Below are 18,359 nucleotides of genomic sequence, written 5' to 3'. Positions count from 1 at the left end.
CTGAGAGACTCATTGTCCCTCGCATAGTCAAACGGTATTTTCTCAACCTTGTCCCGTGCCGCACCATCGGCCCCGCGATCCAGCAGCACTTCCACCACCCCCGGTGTCTTGCTGGCAAGCGCTGCTACATGCAGGGGCGTTACCTCGCCCCTGCCTCTGGCCTCCATATCAGCTCCCCGGTCCAGCAAAAACTCTACCACCGAGGGTGTTTCGCTCCCGGCCGCCGCCCAATGCAAGGGCGTTGCTCCGGACACATCTTTGGCCTCTATATCGGCCCCATGATCCAGTAACACTTTCACAACTGCCGGTGCTTTGCTACTCAGCGCCGCGCTGTGCAGGGGCGTTCTTCCACCCTCATTGCGGTTCTCTATATTGGCTCCGTGAGCCAGCAACACCTCTATCATCTCCGGCATTTCATTCGTTGACACAGCCCAATGCAGGGGCGTTTCTCCCACCTCATCGCGGGCCTCTATGTCGGCTCCGTGACCCAGCAAGAACTTCACGACTTCTGGTATCTGGTTCCCGGCCGAGGCCCAATGCAGGGCCGTACTTCCATCCTCTGTGCGGGCGTTGATATATGCTCCACGTTTAAGAGCAGATTCTGCATCCTTCACCGTGGCTGTCACCCAAAACTCCCGGTTCGGCAACGAATTGTCCTGTGCCGCCAAAGTCCCGGATAAGACGATCGGTAAAAACAAAGCGCTCAGTATGACGCTGGCTTTTGCTTTCATATCCTCATCACTCCTCTATAACCTCGACCTGATGGGCAGAGGCTACCGCCAGCCTCTCCGGCGGGGTAGGGATCGCAACCTCCTCTTTCAGCTTCTTCGTGTTTGGCTGATAGCTCCGGCTTTTTTGAGAACGGTCTTTGCCTGTCATATAAAACTCACTTCTTGTTAGTAGCGGTGGTCGCAAACCATATTTAAATGGCTTGCACCCATATATCGGCCGAACCCTGCCGACAGACAACTTCGGCCTCCGTTTTTGCCTGTGTGCAGCCCACCGGTCCCCCGGCGAAGATCCTCTGCCCGGTCCCCGGCTGGCGGTGACAAATCCTGCCCGGCGCAACCTGCCATAATCTGCTCCGGATAAGGCAGGTAAATACCCTGACACCCGGCAATATCGCTGAGCGGAATGGCCATAGTCTCTCCATGCCCGGCATTATGGTTGCCTTCATGGTGAGTGCTATGGCTGGCCAGACCCGCCATGGCCATCACCGCATAGCGTCCTTTGGTTGTCAGCTTCATCGGTGACCGTCGGAACATTTCATTAACATTATTTCCTCATCACTCCTTTTTTGCCCGTTTTGGGCTAATCGTTAAGAAGACGTTAAAAATGCGTTTACCGCCCGGCTTCTGTTGTGTTAGAATGGGCCTGCCGTTGGGTGGGGCGTAATATCAGGTAAGTCAGGGTGAGCGTGGACCAAAAAAGCGCAGAAATTCTCGAATAATTTATCTTTTCTCCCGGCTGGTTGTCTTGATTGGCTTCCGCCTTGATTATTTGAGGATTTCCGTCCTTCTTTGCCTGTCTCTATCGTCACCGCACATTACCCGAGTGCTCCACTTTGTTATTTAATCAAAAATCAGAAAAAGTCCACCCTTTTTAACATTATTTTCAAATAAAAAACCAACCATTCTAGAAAGAAACCCGTGCAAACAAAAAACATGACCGACATAACATTTAACGGCCCCGTAGGCCGTCTGGAAGGCCACTACCACCATGGCGGACCAAAACATACGCCAACGGCCCTTATTCTGCACCCCCACCCTCAGTTTGGGGGCACCATGAACAATCTTGTTGTTCGGCAGCTTTTTCACCTCTTCGTGGAGCGTGGATTTTCCGTCTTGCGGTTTAATTTTAGGGGAGTAGGCCGTAGTCAGGGAGAACATGACTCAGGAGCCGGAGAATTATCGGACGCCACGACCGCTCTTGACTGGCTTCAGGACAATAATCTGGAGAGCCCGCAATGCTGGGTGGCAGGGTTTTCTTTTGGAGCCTGGATTGGTATGCAGCTCCTGATGCGGCGGCCTGAAATCGCAAGCTTCATTTCCATAGCACCGCCCGTCAACATGTATGATTTTAGTTTTCTTGCACCATGCCCCTCATCAGGGCTTGTTCTTCATGGAAGCAGTGACCAGGTTGTGCCTCAGGAAGATATGGAAAACATGGTCAACCATCTCAGAAATCAAAAAAACATTGAGATCAGCCATAAACTCATCCGGGGAGCCAATCATTTCTTTGATAACCACATAGACTCCCTTGCTAAAACTGTCAGCAAATATCTTGATGATAATCTGATGATTGAAGAAACAGAAGCCGCCTAACCCCCCATCAAAGGCACCCCCTCTCAAAACCCTCTATTAAAATCCCTCTATTATTTAGTGCGCTATTAAAATTCCTCTATTAAAAGCACGCTACTATAGCCGACCCCATAACCACTCATCAAAAAGGTAAGGTAATTATATACAATAGTGGAAAATACCTTCAGGCATAGTAGAAAGCCCGACGCACTCCTTTATCCGACACCCCATCAAAAATTCCCCATCAGAAACCCTCACTAAAAAACCTCCCCGTCCAACACCACCCCATAGGCCTCCCCTCAAAAACCTCCCCATAGACCCCCCTCAAAGGCACCCCATAGGCCTCCCCTCAAAAACCTCCCAAACCCCCCATATAGGGTGATGCTGTGAATTGGACAATAGCGGATTTGCCCTCCGTTTTAGTTGTCCATTGTGTCAACACTTTTCCCGTATTTTTCCCGTATTTTACGGATAATTCTTGTTTTAGGAATTGCCCTTGGCCAGATGGCGTTGTCCGCCACAAACTGGCTGTGGTGCGCCTGTTGTTCCGGGCACGCTCAACGCTAACCCTTGCGCACTGCGCACTGCTAACCAGGCAAACGCTTCAGCCTCCAAACTATCACCACGCCAACCAATGGCCTCTGCGGGCTCTACTGTGCCAGATAAACAACGCGAGAGAGCGGCCATCAGGGCCGGATTATGCCGTCCCCCTCCACAAATAATCCAGCGTACAGGCGCTTCCGGTAAATGCTCCACCACCCGCGCGATGGCTGTAGCCGTAAAAGCCGTCAAGGTGGCCGCGCCATCGGCAACATTCAAATGCCCTACCGCGCCTAAATCAAAATGTAATCTGTCCAAAGACTTCGGTGGCACTTCACTAAAAAAATCTAACGCCATAAACCGAGCAAGAGCCAACTCGTCAACTGTTCCGGCTAACGCCAACCGCCCCTCCTGATCATGAGGTAACCCTAAATGCCGACCAATCCAATCATTCAACAAACCATTACCTGGCCCCGTATCACACGCCAGCAGATAAGCCTCTGAGGGATTACGGATATCAATAAACGTCACATTGGCAATCCCACCAATATTAACAACGGCAAGAGGCGTTTCCATATCCATGGATACGGCCATGGCCATATGATAAAGCGATGCTAAAGGTGCACCTTGGCCTCCAACGGCTACATCAGCACTACGAAAATCATTAATAACATCAATACCTGTCTCACAGGCGAGCCGATCCCCCTGCCCTAACTGCACCGTGCGTTGCCTCCCGGGCTGATGCAGCACTGTTTGCCCGTGAAACCCTATGAGGTCAATTGTCTCCCGTGATATTCCATGAGTCTCTATAAACTCATCTACAGCGCACTTATGCGCATGAGTTATCACCCGCTCAGCCTCAACCAATGTTTCAGGCAGGGGCGTCTCCGGCGACCAGTGGGTCGCCGCCTCCAGGGCCGCCTGTAACAATGCCCGCTTCTCTTCCTCATAAGACACCATCATGGCAGGACCGTGGTGCAATATCCTGCCGCCATCGGTGGTAAGCAATGCGACATCAATCCCATCAAGAGACGTACCACTCATCAAGCCAAGTGCTGTCATCTGCCCAGCCAAGGGAGGTCGAAGGACAGATGACAGCACTTCTGGGGAAATCAAAAATCTATTATCAGGAGATCGATTATTCATTTTTCTCCGTGAAACTCCCTGTAGCTCATGATAGAATGAAGGGAACAATTATTTTGGCATTGTTATTCATCACTGTTATCTATCATTTTTGATCTATGTCCGGCTTTCGATCCGATTTTATGCACGTCATGAGTGAACGCGGATTTATCCATCAATGCTCCGACGAGCAGGCGTTGGATGCCGTTGCCGCTCAAGGCTCCCTTACGGCTTATATCGGCTTTGATTGCACCGCCCCATCGCTCCATGTGGGCAACCTACTGGGTATTATGGTGCTCCGCAAACTTCAGCAGAGCGGGCACAAGCCCATTATTGTTATTGGCGGAGGCACAACCCGAATTGGAGACCCGTCCGGTACGGACAAAAACCGCCGCATTTTGACGGACGAAGAAATCAACATCAACATTGAAGGCATATCGCAGGTGTTCAGCCGCTTTTTGAATATCGGCGATGGTCCTACCGATGCCTTGATTATCAATAATGATCTCTGGTTGAGGGAACTCAACTACATTGATTTTCTCTGTGAGTATGGCCGTCATTTTTCTGTAAACCGAATGCTTACATTTGACTCGGTCAAATTGCGCCTCGAGCGTGATCAATCGCTTAGTTTTATAGAGTTTAACTATATGGTGATTCAGGCTTATGATTTTCTGGAGCTCAACCAGCGGTATAATTGTGTTCTCCAGATGGGGGGTAGTGACCAATGGGGTAATATCATCAATGGGATTGAATTAAGCCGCCGCGTAAATGGTGTTAATCTCTTTGCTCTTACAACCCCTTTACTCACCACGGCTTCTGGAACAAAAATGGGAAAAACAGAAAAAGGGGCAGTGTGGTTGAACGAAGTGGACCTCTCATCTTATGATTATTGGCAGTTCTGGCGCAATACGGACGATAGCGATGTCATTCGCTTCCTGCGTTTGTTCACTGATTTGCCTCCTGCGGAGATTGACCGACTTGGCATGCTGCAAGGCCATGAGGTTAACGAGGCCAAAAAGATTCTGGCCACAGAAGCCACCCGTCTAGCTCACGGGGATGAAGCTGCTGAGCAAGCTGCTCAGGCGGCTCATTCCGTTTTTGAAAATAATGCGCCAGATGACGCTCTGCCCACCTATCGGGTTTCCAAAGCAATCCTAGAGCAGGGCCTAGGTCTTCAAGAGGCGTGCCGCTATGCTGAGCTAGCCGCCTCCAACAGTGAAGCCCGTCGCCACATTCGCAACAAAGCGGTACGGGTTAACAACACCCTCATTGAAGACGAGGCTGCCCGGCTATACATGAGTGATTTATCCATAAAGGATATTATTAAACTTTCCGTGGGCAAGAAACGCCACGCCCTTATTAAAGTCGTGGATTAAACGGTTTTTTCGATTATCCGGTTTAGGGACTATTCACCCGCCGTTCCGGTCATAGCAAATAGTGCCTTTTCACCGTCAGCACCATTAATCTCACGAAGATACTTTATTCCCTCTTCAGCGATTGAATCGCCAATCATGCGGTCGCTCTCATTATGCAACTCTTCCACGTCTACATAGGCTGCATAGTGAGGAGCCGTCCGTTCCGTTATAATGCCCGCCTTCACAAGGGTTTTTATCAGTGTACGGAAAATACTTGTCTCCTTAGACATTGTGGTCCGCACAGTTTTATCTGTCATGGCCTCCATCAAAGCACCACGCACCCACTGCCAATCCAAGCCAAATTGTGCATATAAGCCTTGCCTTTGCTCTGGATCCAGCCCATTGCGCAACAGATCCATAAAGACCTCCAACGCCCAATCTTCCACCAAATTATGTTCTACTTCCTGCAAGTGCGGAACAGTCCGGTCAGCCCAGATTTTGCCAAACTTGTGGTGAAAAGCTTCATCCGTCATTACCAACTGCATCAAACGCTTCAACAAGGGATCATTGGTATGATTGTAGAATTGTGCAAACGAACCCATGGCTAAGCCTTCTAAGATCATCTGCATGCCCACCAGTTTCTTCCAAACCAGCGGAGAGTTCACAATATCATCCAGTAAAAGGCCAAGACGTGTGCCCACAGGTGTTGGCTTACCCCAACGAGCCTGAATGTAGCGAGAAAAACCTGTTACATGCCGCGCTTCTTCACGAGTCTGGTTGGCCGCATATTCCTGAGCGCCCGGATCTCTTAGAATATGACACAGGCTTGCTGAAAGAGATAACGCCCCTTGCTCACCATGAAGAATAGACGATAGACTCCAGCGCACAGCCTCATTAATAAAAGCCACCTTCTGCCCCTCATCAAGCTTATCTGCTACTGCTGTACGCAACTCCGCAACGTAGCGCCCCGGCATCAGAGGTTCATTTTTCATGTCAAAAGGCCGGGTGAAATCAATATAACTCTCGTCCAGAGGATCCCAGAAATGGTCATGGGTAGCCGAGATAATTTTGTCAAAAACCGAGGAGCGCTGACCATAACGGTCAACCTCTATCATAGCCTGAAAGTCATCGGGAGCTACGGCATCATACGCCGGATCAATGGTCATGGCCCTCTGATTACCTGACATCTGGTTATTTGACATTGGGTTCTCCTGTATCTCTCCAGTCTCTCCTATGAGACTCTTTTCCCATGGTAGCACACTATCATATCCGTATAACAAAATTTTATACCACCTACTAATCCCCAGATTAGGTCTATATTAAAGCTCTACACTCAAGATCAAACGCCCTCACATGATTTGTGTCTATCTTAAATAAGGGATTTATTTAATTGAAATATAATAAAAACATATTTTTCCCCATAAAATGTTAATGCCTCCTTACCAACAAAGGCTTGAAGTCGCCCGCCCATCCCTCTATAAAGCGTTGGGACTTAAGGCCAAACTTGAGAACTATCTTTTTTTGCAGTTGTCATAGGGAGACTACACAGCATGTCGGCTCTTCGCAGATATTGGGACGTAATCTACCAATATCTCTTAGTGTGCTATCGGATATTTGTGCTTGTGCCCTTGAGTCGAGTACGAGAGGCCTACCAGCAATTTATAGGATTCTTTCCCCTACGACATATTGTCTCAAATACCGGTGCACAGCAGCAATATCTGTTGCGCCTCACAACCTCTCAACAAATTGCTTTGATAGCAACCCTGTTTATGCTGGCGGGCTGGCTTCTGTATAGTTCTACAATCGTCTATTTCAACGCTACTATCATTGCAAACAAAGAGGAAGAAACCCAACGAATCATTGCCGATTACGAAGAAAAACTGACTACCTATCAGACATCTCAAGAAGAACTGAGCATCATGCTCTCTGAGATTCAGGTTGACGTTGTTGATGTAACCTTGTCACTTCACAACCGCCAAGAGCGACTTTACTCTATTGTTGATGGAAGCATTATTGAAGAAAGTTTTGAGACACCACCTGCAAGGCAAACAGCAGAAGGAGATTTCCGTCCTCATCCCTCCACCACGCTTTACCGGACAACGGACGACAGCAACCGTCTGCTGATATCTTTGGAGAAAATTACCACCCCTCCTCTGCACTCCCGTACCTTTTCTCAATTTCTCCTTTCAAAATCCGCAAACTCTCATAAAGAGAGGCCCCAGATAACGCATCACAACAACAGCCCAACCTCCTCCCCCACAGAGTCCTTATTTGGCATAGAAACTGATCGGTTGATGATAGCGGAATTATGGAACCGACAAGAGTTTCAGTCATCAGCATCTGCCCATATTGATCTCCTCCACACTAAACAAGCGGCCATTGCCGGAGCTCTGGAAGAATGGTTGGAAAACGAAATCTACAAACTAGAAACTGTTATCCGGTCAACGGGTATGCCCGTTAGAGAAACAAGTGGCACAACGCAGCTCGTAGGACTGTTCACGCCTCTGGCCCGAGAGGGCGCTACCGGTGGGCTTTATATTCCCGTGCCGGGAAGCAGTCTCTCTCCTCAGGTCGACTCTGCCAAACTCCATGAAGGCATGCGAGAACGGCAGATTCACCGCCTGACCCACCATATGCAATACCTAACGACACTTCAGGAGTATCTAGGAAAACTGCCTCTAGCCATGCCGTTAGATAGAAAGAGAAATCCCCGCATAACCAGCCACTTCGGCATACGCAAAGACCCCTTTACCAGACGTCCGGCTATGCACAATGGTATTGATTTCAGGACAGAATATGGTGAACCGGTTATGGCTACAGCCCCTGGACGCGTTGTACGGGCCAGTGTGTGGGGACATTACGGACTGACCGTTCAGATTGACCATGGAGGCAGCCTATCCACCCGCTACGGCCACCTTGAGGCCATAAAAGTCAAGCGGGGTGACGTTGTCAATATACATGACGTCATAGGACTTTCCGGTTCTTCCGGCCGAAGCACTGGCCCTCACCTGCACTATGAAATCCGGCATCATAACAAACCCTACGACCCATGGGACTTTCTTCTAACGGGATATCATGATGTTCCTCTGGATGATATTTCCCTGGCAAATAATTAGGGATTTATATACTTATACGTTTGATAATCCTTCAAGCCTCCACGGCATTTTACCATTCTGTCAATTTTTGCTATTGCCACCAGCCAGAACAGCAACCATAAATTGATCTAGTTTACCGTCCAGAACAGCCGTAGGGTTGGGGTCTTCAAGCCCAGTGCGCACATCCTTAACCATCTGGTATGGGTGCAACACATAAGAGCGTATCTGATGCCCCCAGCCAATAGCAGTCTTAGCCTCTTGCTTCTCTTGCACTTCTTCTTGTCGCGCTCTTAATTCTGCCTCATAAAGACGCGCACGCAACATAGACCACGCCGTTGCCCTGTTTTTATGCTGAGAGCGTTCGTTTTGGCATTGCACAACAACACCAGTTGGCAAATGGGTAATACGAACAGCACTATCTGTTGTGTTCACATGTTGTCCTCCTGCACCACTCGCCCGATACGTATCAATACGCACATCGTTTTCAGAAACCTCTACCGTAATGCTTTCATCTACAACAGGATAAACCCAGACACTGGCAAAACTCGTATGGCGGCGGGCATTTGCATCAAACGGCGATATGCGAACCAACCGGTGAACCCCTGATTCTGTTTTAAGCCACCCATAGGCATTATGCCCCTTCATGAGAACTGTAGCCGATTTGATACCTGCTTCCTCTCCCGGTAATTCTCCTATGGTTTCGGCTTTGTATTTTTTTATATCCGCCCAACGCATATACATGCGTAGCAATATAGCCGCCCAATCTTGACTTTCTGTGCCACCCGCCCCCGCATGAACCTCAAGATAGGCATCATTGGCATCAGCATCACCAGATAATAAAGTCTCTACTTCCCTGCTCGCTGCCTCATCCCGCAACAGTTCCAGTGCATTTTCCGCCTCGCCAACAACCTGCTCATCACCCTCCTGCTCGCCCATCTCAATTAGCGTGACATTATCCTGCAACTCAGATTCCATGCGGTGACAGATCCCAATAGCCTGCTCCAACACCATGCGCTCTTGCATCAGCATTCGTGCCTCATCAGGATTATCCCACAACGAAGGGTCTTCTACTTTTTCATTGAGATCATCAAGCTGCTCCAGAGCCTGATCCCAGTTAAAGATGCCTCCGCAACAAGTTCAATGAGCGCCTGATACTATCTATAAGAGTTTGGGTTTCTGCACGCATTAGGTAAATACCCGATTAGGCTTTAACTTATATCTAGTAAAGATCATCACTAAAAGTACCTCCCTCCTCGGAGGGAATTAGTATAGGTAGCGTAGGCAGTTGCTTCGTGAGTTGCGACTCTACCGAAAACTCAGGATCATCGGACGAATCATTGTCTTCTTTATTAACCGCCCGTGTTTCAGGGGAAAAGAACTCTGCGCGATAACGACGTCTGGTCTCACTAGGAACCTCACCGAAAGCTTCGTTATAAAATTGATTATTACCGGCTACCGTTGGACTGTCCCCCTTTTTGAAAGATTCCAGAATAACATCTGTGTCACTAGGCCTCGCCAGTTTACCTGTTCGGGCATCAACGCGGATCAAATCCACCATAGGCGGTATCCGAAACGGAATGGCTTTCTTGTCGGCTAAAAATGATTTCATAAAATCCCTGAAAATAGGTGCAGCAACCCGTGAGCCTGTCTCTCCATCGCCAAGGGGCGTCGGTTTATCATAGCCCACAAAAATACCAACAACTACATTGGGCGAAAAACCAACAAACCACGCATCGCGCTCTTCATTAGTCGTACCGGTTTTGCCGGCCAGAGGTACACCCAAATCCCGTACGCGTTGTGCTGTGCCGCGCTCAATGACGCCCTCTAGCATAGATGTAATCTGGTAAGCTGTTTGCGGACTAATGACTTGACGATGGCTGTTAATTACCACAGGCTCCGGCTGGCTTTTCCATACGGGCGGGTTGCAATCAAGACACTCCCGATATCCACTCGTATAAATTGACTGCCCCCGGCGATCTTGAATACGGTCAATAAGAACAGGTGTTATTTTTCGCCCTCCGTTGGCTATTACTCCATAAGCTGCTGTCAACCGCAGCAATGTCGTTTCCCCCGCCCCCAACGCCGTTGAGAGTAATGGCATGGCCCGGTCCATAACGCCAAACCTTTGCGCATAATCGACCACAGGCTCCATACCCATCTCCTGAACAAGACGCACCGTCATAACATTGCGCGATTTCTCTATTCCCGTACGCAGGGTTGAGGGACCATAAAACTTATCTCCATAATTATGGGGCTTCCAAAAACCCAATCCTGCCCCTTGATCAATAACAAAAGGAGCATCTAAAACAATACTGACGGGCGTATAACCATTATCAAGAGCGGCTGCGTACACAAAAGGCTTGAATGCCGAGCCAGACTGTCGCCATGCTTGTGTAGCACGGTTAAACTCACTGCGTTCATAGCTAAATCCGCCTTCCATAGCCAGCACCCGTCCTGTAAAGAGGTCCATCACAAGAATAGCACCATTGACCAGAGGCTCTTGCCGTAAACTATAGAGGCCTAGCGGAGTTAATCCTGACCCCGCACCAAACTCATTGGAGTGCTCTTTGGGCTCCACAAATATAACATCTCCAATAGTGAGAACATCTTTCATGGATGAGGGAGCATCACCAGCATTTTGAATTGTTATCTCCCCCGTTATCTCGTCCTTCACTTCACGCTGAACTCTCCGTGCCCATTTAGAGCTACTAAAAGGAACAAGGCCCCGCTCCACAATATCTATTGAGTCTTCCTTGCCATTCTGAAGCCCTATCAAAGCCAAATTGTCGGAAACATCCAGCACCACTGCAACACGCCACTTTCCTATCGGCGGTGTTAAATCAGCATGTGCCAGATTCATAGCCCAATCATCAAGTACTATGACCCCCCGCTTACTCTCTAACTGCATGAGAGGCCCCCGCCAACCATGGCGACGGTCATAATCCACCAACCCATCCCGCAGAGCGCGGCGGGCCATCAGTTGAGTGGATACATCAAGAGTTGTTCGAACTGAAAGCCCCCCCTCGTATAGATCATCCTCACCGTAGTAGCGTAGTAGTTCGCGACGCACTTCTTCAACGAAATATTCTGCGCCTTTGACCTGAACACCCGCTGCTCTTAGAGTCACTTTTAATGGAATTTGACTGACCTCCTGTGCCTTCTGCTCGCTGATATAACCCTCTTCAACCATACGTTTGATAACCCAATTACGCCGCCCCAAAGCCGCTTGTGGTTTATAAACGGGGTGGTAATTATTAGGTGCTTTGGGGAGAGCTGCAAGATAGGCAGTCTCTTCAATGGTGAGGTCATCTAGGGATTTATTAAAATAATTTAAGGCTGCTGCTGCAACACCATAGCCTCCTATGCCCAAATATATCTCATTGAGGTAGAGTTCCAGAATTTCATCTTTGCTAAAGGCCTGCTCTAACCGATAGGCAAGCATCATTTCGCGCACTTTGCGCTCTATGGTTACTTCATTGCTTAACAGGAAGTTCTTGGCCACCTGCTGAGTGATAGTAGAGGCTCCTTCCAGACGCCGCTCCTGTATCACATTGAAAATATTGTTAAAAGTTGCGCGTACAAGTCCCATAAAATCAATGCCCGAATGAAAATAAAATCTTTGATCTTCGGTTGCCAAAAACGCTTGAATAACGCGTTTGGGGATGGCCTCAATAGGCACAAACAATCTGTGCTCCGTAGCATATTCCCCGATAAGACTTCCATCGCCAGCATGAATACGAGATGAAACAGACGGTGTATAATTCGCTAAATGTCGGTAATCAGGTAGTTCTGCCTGTAGCCGCCACAGAGGTGGAAACAAAAGAAAACTGCCCACCACCACAACCGACAAAAGCGTAGTGCTAGCCCCAAGCAGAAATAATTTAAACTTTCTCACAATCGCTTCATAATACAGTAATAATGCATAATACCTCAAGTTAAATAGCTGACGGGAACCCTATCAAGACACTACCACCTAGTAAGTCCGGTAATCTTGTTTTGCAAAATAGGCATCTACCGCCTCAACAAACCGGGAGGCTACCTGACGCCGCCAACGGGGCGACAATAATCTTTCTTCATCTGCGTGGTTGGTTAAAAATCCCAACTCCACCAGAACAGAGGGCACATCGGGAGCCTTGAGGACATAAAACCCTGCATAGCGGTGGCTCCGCGGTAGAAGACGGACAAAATTAGAGGTTTTTGACAAAAGCCCTTGAGCAAAACGGATAGACATGTTTTTTGTATCCCGCTGCACCAGATCAATGAGTATATTGCGCACTTCAGGTGCTTCATCGCTTAAGTCCTGACCCGCAATGATACCACCGCCGTTTTCTCTAGCGGCGAGATCAGCGGCGTGTTTATCTGAAGCCCGCTCGGAAAGGGTATAAACGGACATCCCTCTGATGGATTTTATTTTAAGGGCATCAGCATGGATGGAGACCATCAAATCAGCTTGTGAACGGCGCGCAATTTCTACCCTATCCTGAAGGGAGATATTTTTGTCTGACACCCGCGTCATGACCACGGAATATGGGCCCTGATCGTGAAGTTGCCGTGCGAGTTCCCGAGCAAATGCCAGAGTAATTTTCTTTTCTGGCGTTCCCGATAGCCCAATAGCGCCCGGATCACTGCCGCCATGTCCCGCATCAATCACGATTGTAATCCGCTGTGCCGGTTGAGGGACAATAATCCTGCCTGTTTTTTGCCCAGAGTTTTGCGCCACCTTATTAGTAATTTGAAGGGAAGATTGAGTGAACCCGTGCCCTGAAGAGCGCATTATTTCCCCACCGGACGATAGAACGGGCCATCCTGCTGTGGCCAAAAAATCTTCTTTGCTTCCCGCCGCTAAATCCACCACCAGACGAACCCCATGGGTATCACTTGCCGGCAGTGTAAGGGTTTCCGCTATCTGAACAGGACCGTTGGTATCTAACACCAGACGCATAGACCCCGCGCGAAATATACCATGACGATAGCGTTTTATAAGGCCTCCCCCTTTGTTGTGAGAGGAAATACGCCGCTCCCCCTCCGGGAAGTCAATCACGACCCGATAGGGGTCTGCTAGCGTGAACAATGTCCAGGGGATTCGCCCCTTCCCATCAAACTCCACTACAAAGCGGGTCACCACATCATGTACGCCAATCCGAACATCTTTTAGTGTTGGGGCTTCTGCCGCTGCAGAGGAAAAGAACCCCATCAGGCACAAGCAGAAAAACCCAGACATTGCCATAACCATATGGTTTTTATCTTTCACTCCGTGTACCCCTATACTTTTTTACCCTTATTAGGAGAGGTCTTTGATTGCTGTCAAAAAAACAATAAAAAAGCCTATAGATTTAAGTGCATTAAGAAAAATTCTTAATGTTTATTGTTTACCTAGTTTGATAAAACGAATCGGTTGCACTCTATATTAACAGGATTCCCTCATAGTTTTCCACAGCCTCCAAAAAACTAGATTTTCTCTCATCAAATAACCCCATCAGCCACAAATCCAAGCAAAACGTCAGAAAAGCAAATTCCCTACCCCCTGACTTATCTTGCTATCCTGAGAGATTGTTGCTATGATGAGATTGGTGTTTTTTGACGTATGTTGCCATCAAGAAGGTGCATCAGGCCATATAGTCGCTTCTAGGGAATATCCTCTAGGGGTGAGCTCCCTCAGGCTTGGCAAATAATCTGGGGCAAATTTGGATTTGGGGTATGCGCTCTGCTTTACACGCAAAACATCCTGATAAGAGATTGGCGTCTCATTGTGCCCGAAATGCTCCTTCGTCGCTTTCCAGACGATGAGCATAAGATCAGATGTTGGGATTAACCCGATGATGGGTAGTAAAAGTGAATACTGGAAAGAATGAGCAAATAATAGCATGAAACATGATATTATGATTCTGTCTGCATCCTGTCTTTTCCCCTTGCAAGGGGAATCCTTACAAAATAGGACAAGCCCCCCTGCTATGGGGTGTACGTTTGCTGAGCAATGGATCAAGAACAAGAGCGCTTCCCATGGGATAAGGTACGCCACCAGTATATCCAGTGGACTCATGAGCAGGCGCTATGGAGATTTAAAAAATGGTAAAGAAAATGCTTATAGATGCGGGCCACCCGGAGGAGACCCGAGTTGTAGTTTTGAATGGCAGGCGAATTGAAGAATTTGATTTTGAGTCCGCTACTAAAAAGCCTCTAAGAGGTAACATATATCTAGCGAAGATCGCCCGTGTGGAACCTTCACTTCAGGCAGCCTTTGTTGAGTATGGCGGCAATCGGCGTGGGTTTCTAGCGTTTAGCGAAATACATCCAGATTATTATCAAATTCCCATTGCTGATCGTAAGGCTCTGTTGCAAGCACAGAGAGAAGAAGACACCGAGGCGGAAGATAGTTTCCTCCCTCTAACGATTAAGGATGATGACAACCTTAAAGAAGGTGAGTGTGACAAACCTTATGGCGACGCTGATGGTGGCGACATTGATAATGTTAAAGAGCATGCTGAGACTACAGAAGGTGACGCCAGCGCCAGCGATGCCAAGCAAAACGATCATCCTTATATAACCGAGAATCGCCTCGACATTGAAACGGCCGGCTCTGATGATGTCATGGAAGAGGAAATGGAACGTCGTAAGCCCCGAACTTTTTCGCGACGGTACAAAATTCAAGAAGTCATCAAACGCGGACAAATTATTCTAATACAAGTGGTCAAAGAAGAGCGTGGCACTAAGGGGGCAGCGTTAACCACCTACCTCTCTCTTGCCGGACGCTATTGTGTGCTCATGCCCAACACGGCCCGTGGCGGGGGCATATCGCGTAAAATCTCTGATTTCAGTGATAGAAAACGCCTCAAACAGGCCGCAGATGCCGTAGAACTTCCCGAAGGCATGGGGCTCATCATACGCACTGCAGGAGCTAAATGCACAAAGATGGAAATCAAGCGTGACGCTAATTATCTCATCAAATTATGGAACAACGTTCGTTCTCTTACCCTAAGTAGTAGCGCACCCACCCTCATTTATGAGGAAGGCGACCTCATCAGACGAACCATCCGCGATCTTTACAACAAGGATATAGGTTCCATCCTCGTACAAAACGAAGAAACCTACAAGGACGTCAAAAATTTCGTTAAAATGTTGATACCCAGTCACGTCAAAAATGTGCAGTTCTATCAGGAGCCTAAGCCGCTTTTCCAGCGCTACCAGATTGAATCCCAATTGGACATGTTGCTTAGTCCGACGATACCCTTGAAATCAGGGGGTTATTTGGTCATCAGTCCTACAGAGGCGCTCATTTCTATTGATGTAAACTCAGGTCGCGATATGCGGGAGTACAGCATTGAGCGTACCGCCCTGCAAACTAATCTAGAAGCCGCCACAGAAATTACCCGCCAGCTACGATTGCGCGACCTTGCCGGATTGATTGTCATTGATTTCATTGACATGATGGAAAATAAAAACAATCGCGCCGTAGAGCATCGCCTTAAAGAATGTCTTAGGAGCGACCGAGCGCGTATTCAGGTAGGGCGCATAAGCCCCTTCGGACTTCTTGAGATGTCCCGCCAGAGAATGCGAGTGGGGATTATGGAAAGTAGCACCGAGACCTGCCCTACTTGTGACGGAATGGGCGTTGTGCGTTCAGTTGAGTCAGCCACCATAAAATTACTGCGCGATCTTGAATCTATGGGAAGCAAGACTTCAGTTCAAAAGCTGACAGCTCATACATCTTTAGATGTTGCCTCTTATATCTTAAACCAAAAACGCTATGAGTTAAATGCTCTGGAAAAAAAGCTGGACATCAACATTATCGTGACCGCAGACAACACCATAACTGACCGCGAACCTATTATTGAAACAAGCGATGGAAAACGTTCCTCCAAGAAGCAGGAAACTGCCATCAGCATGGATAATGTCATTTTACCTTCTGAAGAGGGTGATGATGCTAATGGTATAAACGATGATGAGGTAGAGGCCAAACAGGACAACCCCCCTCGTACCCAAAGAACGCAACGCTCCTCCGAAGGTTCCGATCATACAGCAGAGAGTCCTGATTATGAAGGCAGCGAGGAGGGTTCCAAAAGCCCGAAACGCCATAGCCGTCGCCGAGGAGGGCGCCGCAATAACCGAAAATCTACTGATTCAGATTCCGGGCAAGATAACACCCCGGAGACAAGCAGTAAGGATACTAAGAAGGAAAACCTCGCCTCAAAGGACACTACTGTAGAGGTTCAAGCTGTGTAATGCCCATCAGTATGTAGCACCCGAGGATATGAACAAAACGTGAACCCCTCTCTTTATGCTATACTTAACTTGTTACGTTATGGTATCGCCTTCACAAAAGCAGAATTTATAAACAACCCATACATAACCCCATACTATGAGCACTCAGTCCCTTAAACATGCCCATAAGAGTCTCTTTCCCTTTTATAGGGCTATGCGGGTTGTTTTTCTCGCAGCACTCTTGAGCATTGCCGATACCTCGGTTACTCTTGCGTTCACCACAGTTCGGGATGCTGAAACCGAGCGGTTACTTCGCTCTATAGGGAATCCGATTTTTGAAGCCGCCGAGTTGAACCCCAAGTTTGTCAAACTCCATATACAGGCCACTCTGACAATCAACGCCTTTGCCACCGAGAAGCAAGATATTATCCTGACAACGGGTATTCTTGAAGAACTACCCGATGTAGACATGGTAGCCGCCGTTATAGCGCACGAGACCGCCCATATCGCGGGCAAACACCCAGCCCGTACCCGAAATAGTTACGATAAACTGAGCAGACCCGTATTGCTCACAGCACTCCTTGGCATTGGTGCCGCCATAGCGGGTGCACCAGCTGCAGGAGGAGCACTGTTTGCAGCAGGCACTACTATAGGGCAGCGCAGTGCCTTAACATACAGCAGAGAACAGGAAGCAGCCGCTGACCAGGCTGCCGTAACCTTTCTTGATAAAGCAGGGCAAACACCGCAAGGCTTTGCAAGTTTGTTTACTCTCTTATCCAAACTAGATAGTGCTGCCGCAAGCGGCAAAGTCAATATATACAAACGAACTCATCCCCTCTCCCGTGACCGTGTTTTATTGCTGGAAGATCGTATTAAAAACTCGCCTCATGTTAATAAAAAACCACCCACCTCAATCCAACATGCCTATGACATGGTGCGGGCCAAACTAAGCGGCTACACAAATAAGCCCGAAGTTACCTATCGGCGATATCCTGAAAAAGACCAAAGCTCCCCCGCCCTTTACGCCCGCACTTTCGCTGCCTACAAAGAAAGCCGGATTAAAAAATCCCTGAAAGCCATAGAGGAACTTATTGCACGTGAACCCAATAATCCGTGGTTTTATGAAACCAAGGGGCAAATTTTATTTGAGAACGGACATGTACAAGAAGCCCTTGAACCTTACCAGAAAGCCGTTGATCTTCAGCCGGATGAGTCTCTGCTTGAGTATGCTCTGGGGCAGGTCATGTTAGCAACGGGAGATAATACTCTCGTCTCACCAGCTATAGACTATCTGGAGAATTCTATTCATGGTGAACCTGACTTCACCCCCGCATACTTTCAGCTCGCGATGGGCTATGGACGAAAGGGGCAAATAGGACAGGCCGAGTTAGCAACAGCAGAGCGCTACATCCGGGAAGGTGATATCAGTGCCGCCCGACATCACGCAATTAGTGCTCAGGAAAAATTATCTCCAGGAACACCTCAATGGCTACGCGCTTCCGATATTTTAGCGCGCACCAACACTATAAGGGGCAAGGGATAATCCAACACCTTCTACCCAAAAACCCTAACAAAAACTAAAGGAAGTTTTTTATGACGTATCCTCAAATTTCTTTGATTATTGCCATCATAGCGCTGGTTATTTCAACTTTTTCCCTGTTAAGAACACCATCCGAAACAGGCATGACCGCCAGCGTTTCTCCGCCGCCGCTACTTGCCAACACAAGTGCTGAATTCAATACGGAAAT

General features: G+C 48.3%; 13 protein-coding genes. 5 read left to right on the top strand and 8 right to left on the bottom strand.

Annotated features, from left to right (window positions below):
* From V6Z81_08135 to V6Z81_08125, 3 genes are all read right to left on the bottom strand, one after another.
* A partial coding sequence (locus V6Z81_08135; GenBank protein MEG9862432.1) for an ankyrin repeat domain-containing protein occupies nucleotides 1-731 on the bottom strand: 731 nt, incomplete at its 3' end.
* Nucleotides 732-738: 7 nt separating this feature from the next.
* Complete coding sequence (locus V6Z81_08130; GenBank protein ID MEG9862431.1) at nucleotides 739-879, bottom strand: hypothetical protein; 141 nt, start codon at nucleotides 877-879, stop codon at nucleotides 739-741.
* A 17-nt stretch (nucleotides 880-896) separates the two neighbouring features.
* Nucleotides 897-1,265 (bottom strand): hypothetical protein, encoded by a 369-nt coding sequence (locus V6Z81_08125; protein ID MEG9862430.1) that lies wholly within the window; start codon nucleotides 1,263-1,265, stop codon nucleotides 897-899.
* Between the two features lie 399 nt (nucleotides 1,266-1,664).
* On the opposite strand from V6Z81_08125, the gene V6Z81_08120 reads away from it, so the two are divergent.
* The gene (locus V6Z81_08120; GenBank protein MEG9862429.1) at nucleotides 1,665-2,324 is read left to right on the top strand and encodes an alpha/beta hydrolase; all 660 of its coding nucleotides are present in this window, start codon (nucleotides 1,665-1,667) and stop codon (nucleotides 2,322-2,324) included.
* Nucleotides 2,325-2,783: 459 nt separating this feature from the next.
* On the opposite strand, the gene V6Z81_08115 is transcribed toward V6Z81_08120, so the two are convergent.
* Nucleotides 2,784-3,986 carry an anhydro-N-acetylmuramic acid kinase gene (locus V6Z81_08115; protein ID MEG9862428.1) on the bottom strand — a complete coding sequence of 401 codons (1,203 nt, stop codon included), beginning with the start codon at nucleotides 3,984-3,986 and terminating at the stop codon, nucleotides 2,784-2,786.
* A 128-nt stretch (nucleotides 3,987-4,114) separates the two neighbouring features.
* Here V6Z81_08115 and tyrS point away from each other — a divergent pair, with 128 nt between their 5' ends.
* Nucleotides 4,115-5,338: a tyrosine--tRNA ligase gene (tyrS, locus tag V6Z81_08110; protein MEG9862427.1), complete on the top strand. Its 1,224-nt coding sequence runs from the start codon at nucleotides 4,115-4,117 to the stop codon at nucleotides 5,336-5,338.
* 29 nt (nucleotides 5,339-5,367) lie between these two features.
* On the opposite strand, the gene V6Z81_08105 is transcribed toward tyrS, so the two are convergent.
* The gene (locus V6Z81_08105) at nucleotides 5,368-6,519 is read right to left on the bottom strand and encodes a ferritin-like domain-containing protein (protein MEG9862426.1); all 1,152 of its coding nucleotides are present in this window, start codon (nucleotides 6,517-6,519) and stop codon (nucleotides 5,368-5,370) included.
* A gap of 348 nt (nucleotides 6,520-6,867) precedes the next feature.
* Here V6Z81_08105 and V6Z81_08100 point away from each other — a divergent pair, with 348 nt between their 5' ends.
* Nucleotides 6,868-8,433, top strand: a complete 1,566-nt coding sequence (locus tag V6Z81_08100; protein ID MEG9862425.1) for a M23 family metallopeptidase — start codon at nucleotides 6,868-6,870, stop codon at nucleotides 8,431-8,433.
* 60 nt (nucleotides 8,434-8,493) lie between these two features.
* Here V6Z81_08100 and prfB read toward each other — a convergent pair.
* The 3 genes from prfB to V6Z81_08085 form a co-directional block, all read right to left on the bottom strand.
* Nucleotides 8,494-9,598, bottom strand: a protein-coding gene (gene prfB / locus V6Z81_08095; protein ID MEG9862424.1) for a peptide chain release factor 2 whose coding sequence is annotated in 2 segments (ribosomal slippage) — nucleotides 8,494-9,528 and nucleotides 9,530-9,598 — 1,104 coding nt in all. Because the reading frame shifts where the segments join, the coding sequence is not laid out codon by codon here.
* A gap of 33 nt (nucleotides 9,599-9,631) precedes the next feature.
* Nucleotides 9,632-12,307 (bottom strand): penicillin-binding protein 1A, encoded by a 2,676-nt coding sequence (locus tag V6Z81_08090; protein MEG9862423.1) that lies wholly within the window; start codon nucleotides 12,305-12,307, stop codon nucleotides 9,632-9,634.
* Between the two features lie 78 nt (nucleotides 12,308-12,385).
* Entirely contained in the window at nucleotides 12,386-13,663 is a 1,278-nt protein-coding gene (locus V6Z81_08085; GenBank protein ID MEG9862422.1) for an N-acetylmuramoyl-L-alanine amidase, read from the bottom strand.
* Nucleotides 13,664-14,478: 815 nt separating this feature from the next.
* Here V6Z81_08085 and V6Z81_08080 point away from each other — a divergent pair.
* Both V6Z81_08080 and V6Z81_08075 read left to right on the top strand, forming a co-directional pair.
* Entirely contained in the window at nucleotides 14,479-16,632 is a 2,154-nt protein-coding gene (locus tag V6Z81_08080) for an Rne/Rng family ribonuclease (GenBank protein ID MEG9862421.1), read from the top strand.
* A gap of 136 nt (nucleotides 16,633-16,768) precedes the next feature.
* Entirely contained in the window at nucleotides 16,769-18,154 is a 1,386-nt protein-coding gene (locus V6Z81_08075; GenBank protein MEG9862420.1) for a M48 family metalloprotease, read from the top strand.
* Nucleotides 18,155-18,359 lie beyond the last annotated feature (205 nt).

This window comes from Parvularculales bacterium, assembly GCA_036881865.1.
Lineage (GTDB): Bacteria > Pseudomonadota > Alphaproteobacteria > JAPOUT01 > JBAJNM01 > JBAJNM01.
This window is presented reverse-complemented; position numbering and strand designations above follow the sequence as displayed.

What these genes read in the sequence shown, in the direction of transcription:
- tyrS (MEG9862427.1), top strand. Translation starts at nt 4,115, where the DNA reads ATGAGTGAACGCGGATTTATCCATCAATGCTCCGACGAGCAGGCGTTG.
- V6Z81_08120 (MEG9862429.1), top strand. Translation starts at nt 1,665, where the DNA reads ATGACCGACATAACATTTAACGGCCCCGTAGGCCGTCTGGAAGGCCAC.
- V6Z81_08080 (MEG9862421.1), top strand. Translation starts at nt 14,479, where the DNA reads ATGGTAAAGAAAATGCTTATAGATGCGGGCCACCCGGAGGAGACCCGA.
- V6Z81_08130 (MEG9862431.1), bottom strand. Translation starts at nt 879, where the DNA reads ATGACAGGCAAAGACCGTTCTCAAAAAAGCCGGAGCTATCAGCCAAAC.
- V6Z81_08075 (MEG9862420.1), top strand. Translation starts at nt 16,769, where the DNA reads ATGAGCACTCAGTCCCTTAAACATGCCCATAAGAGTCTCTTTCCCTTT.
- V6Z81_08125 (MEG9862430.1), bottom strand. Translation starts at nt 1,265, where the DNA reads ATGTTCCGACGGTCACCGATGAAGCTGACAACCAAAGGACGCTATGCG.
- V6Z81_08105 (MEG9862426.1), bottom strand. Translation starts at nt 6,519, where the DNA reads ATGTCAAATAACCAGATGTCAGGTAATCAGAGGGCCATGACCATTGAT.
- V6Z81_08115 (MEG9862428.1), bottom strand. Translation starts at nt 3,986, where the DNA reads ATGAATAATCGATCTCCTGATAATAGATTTTTGATTTCCCCAGAAGTG.
- V6Z81_08100 (MEG9862425.1), top strand. Translation starts at nt 6,868, where the DNA reads ATGTCGGCTCTTCGCAGATATTGGGACGTAATCTACCAATATCTCTTA.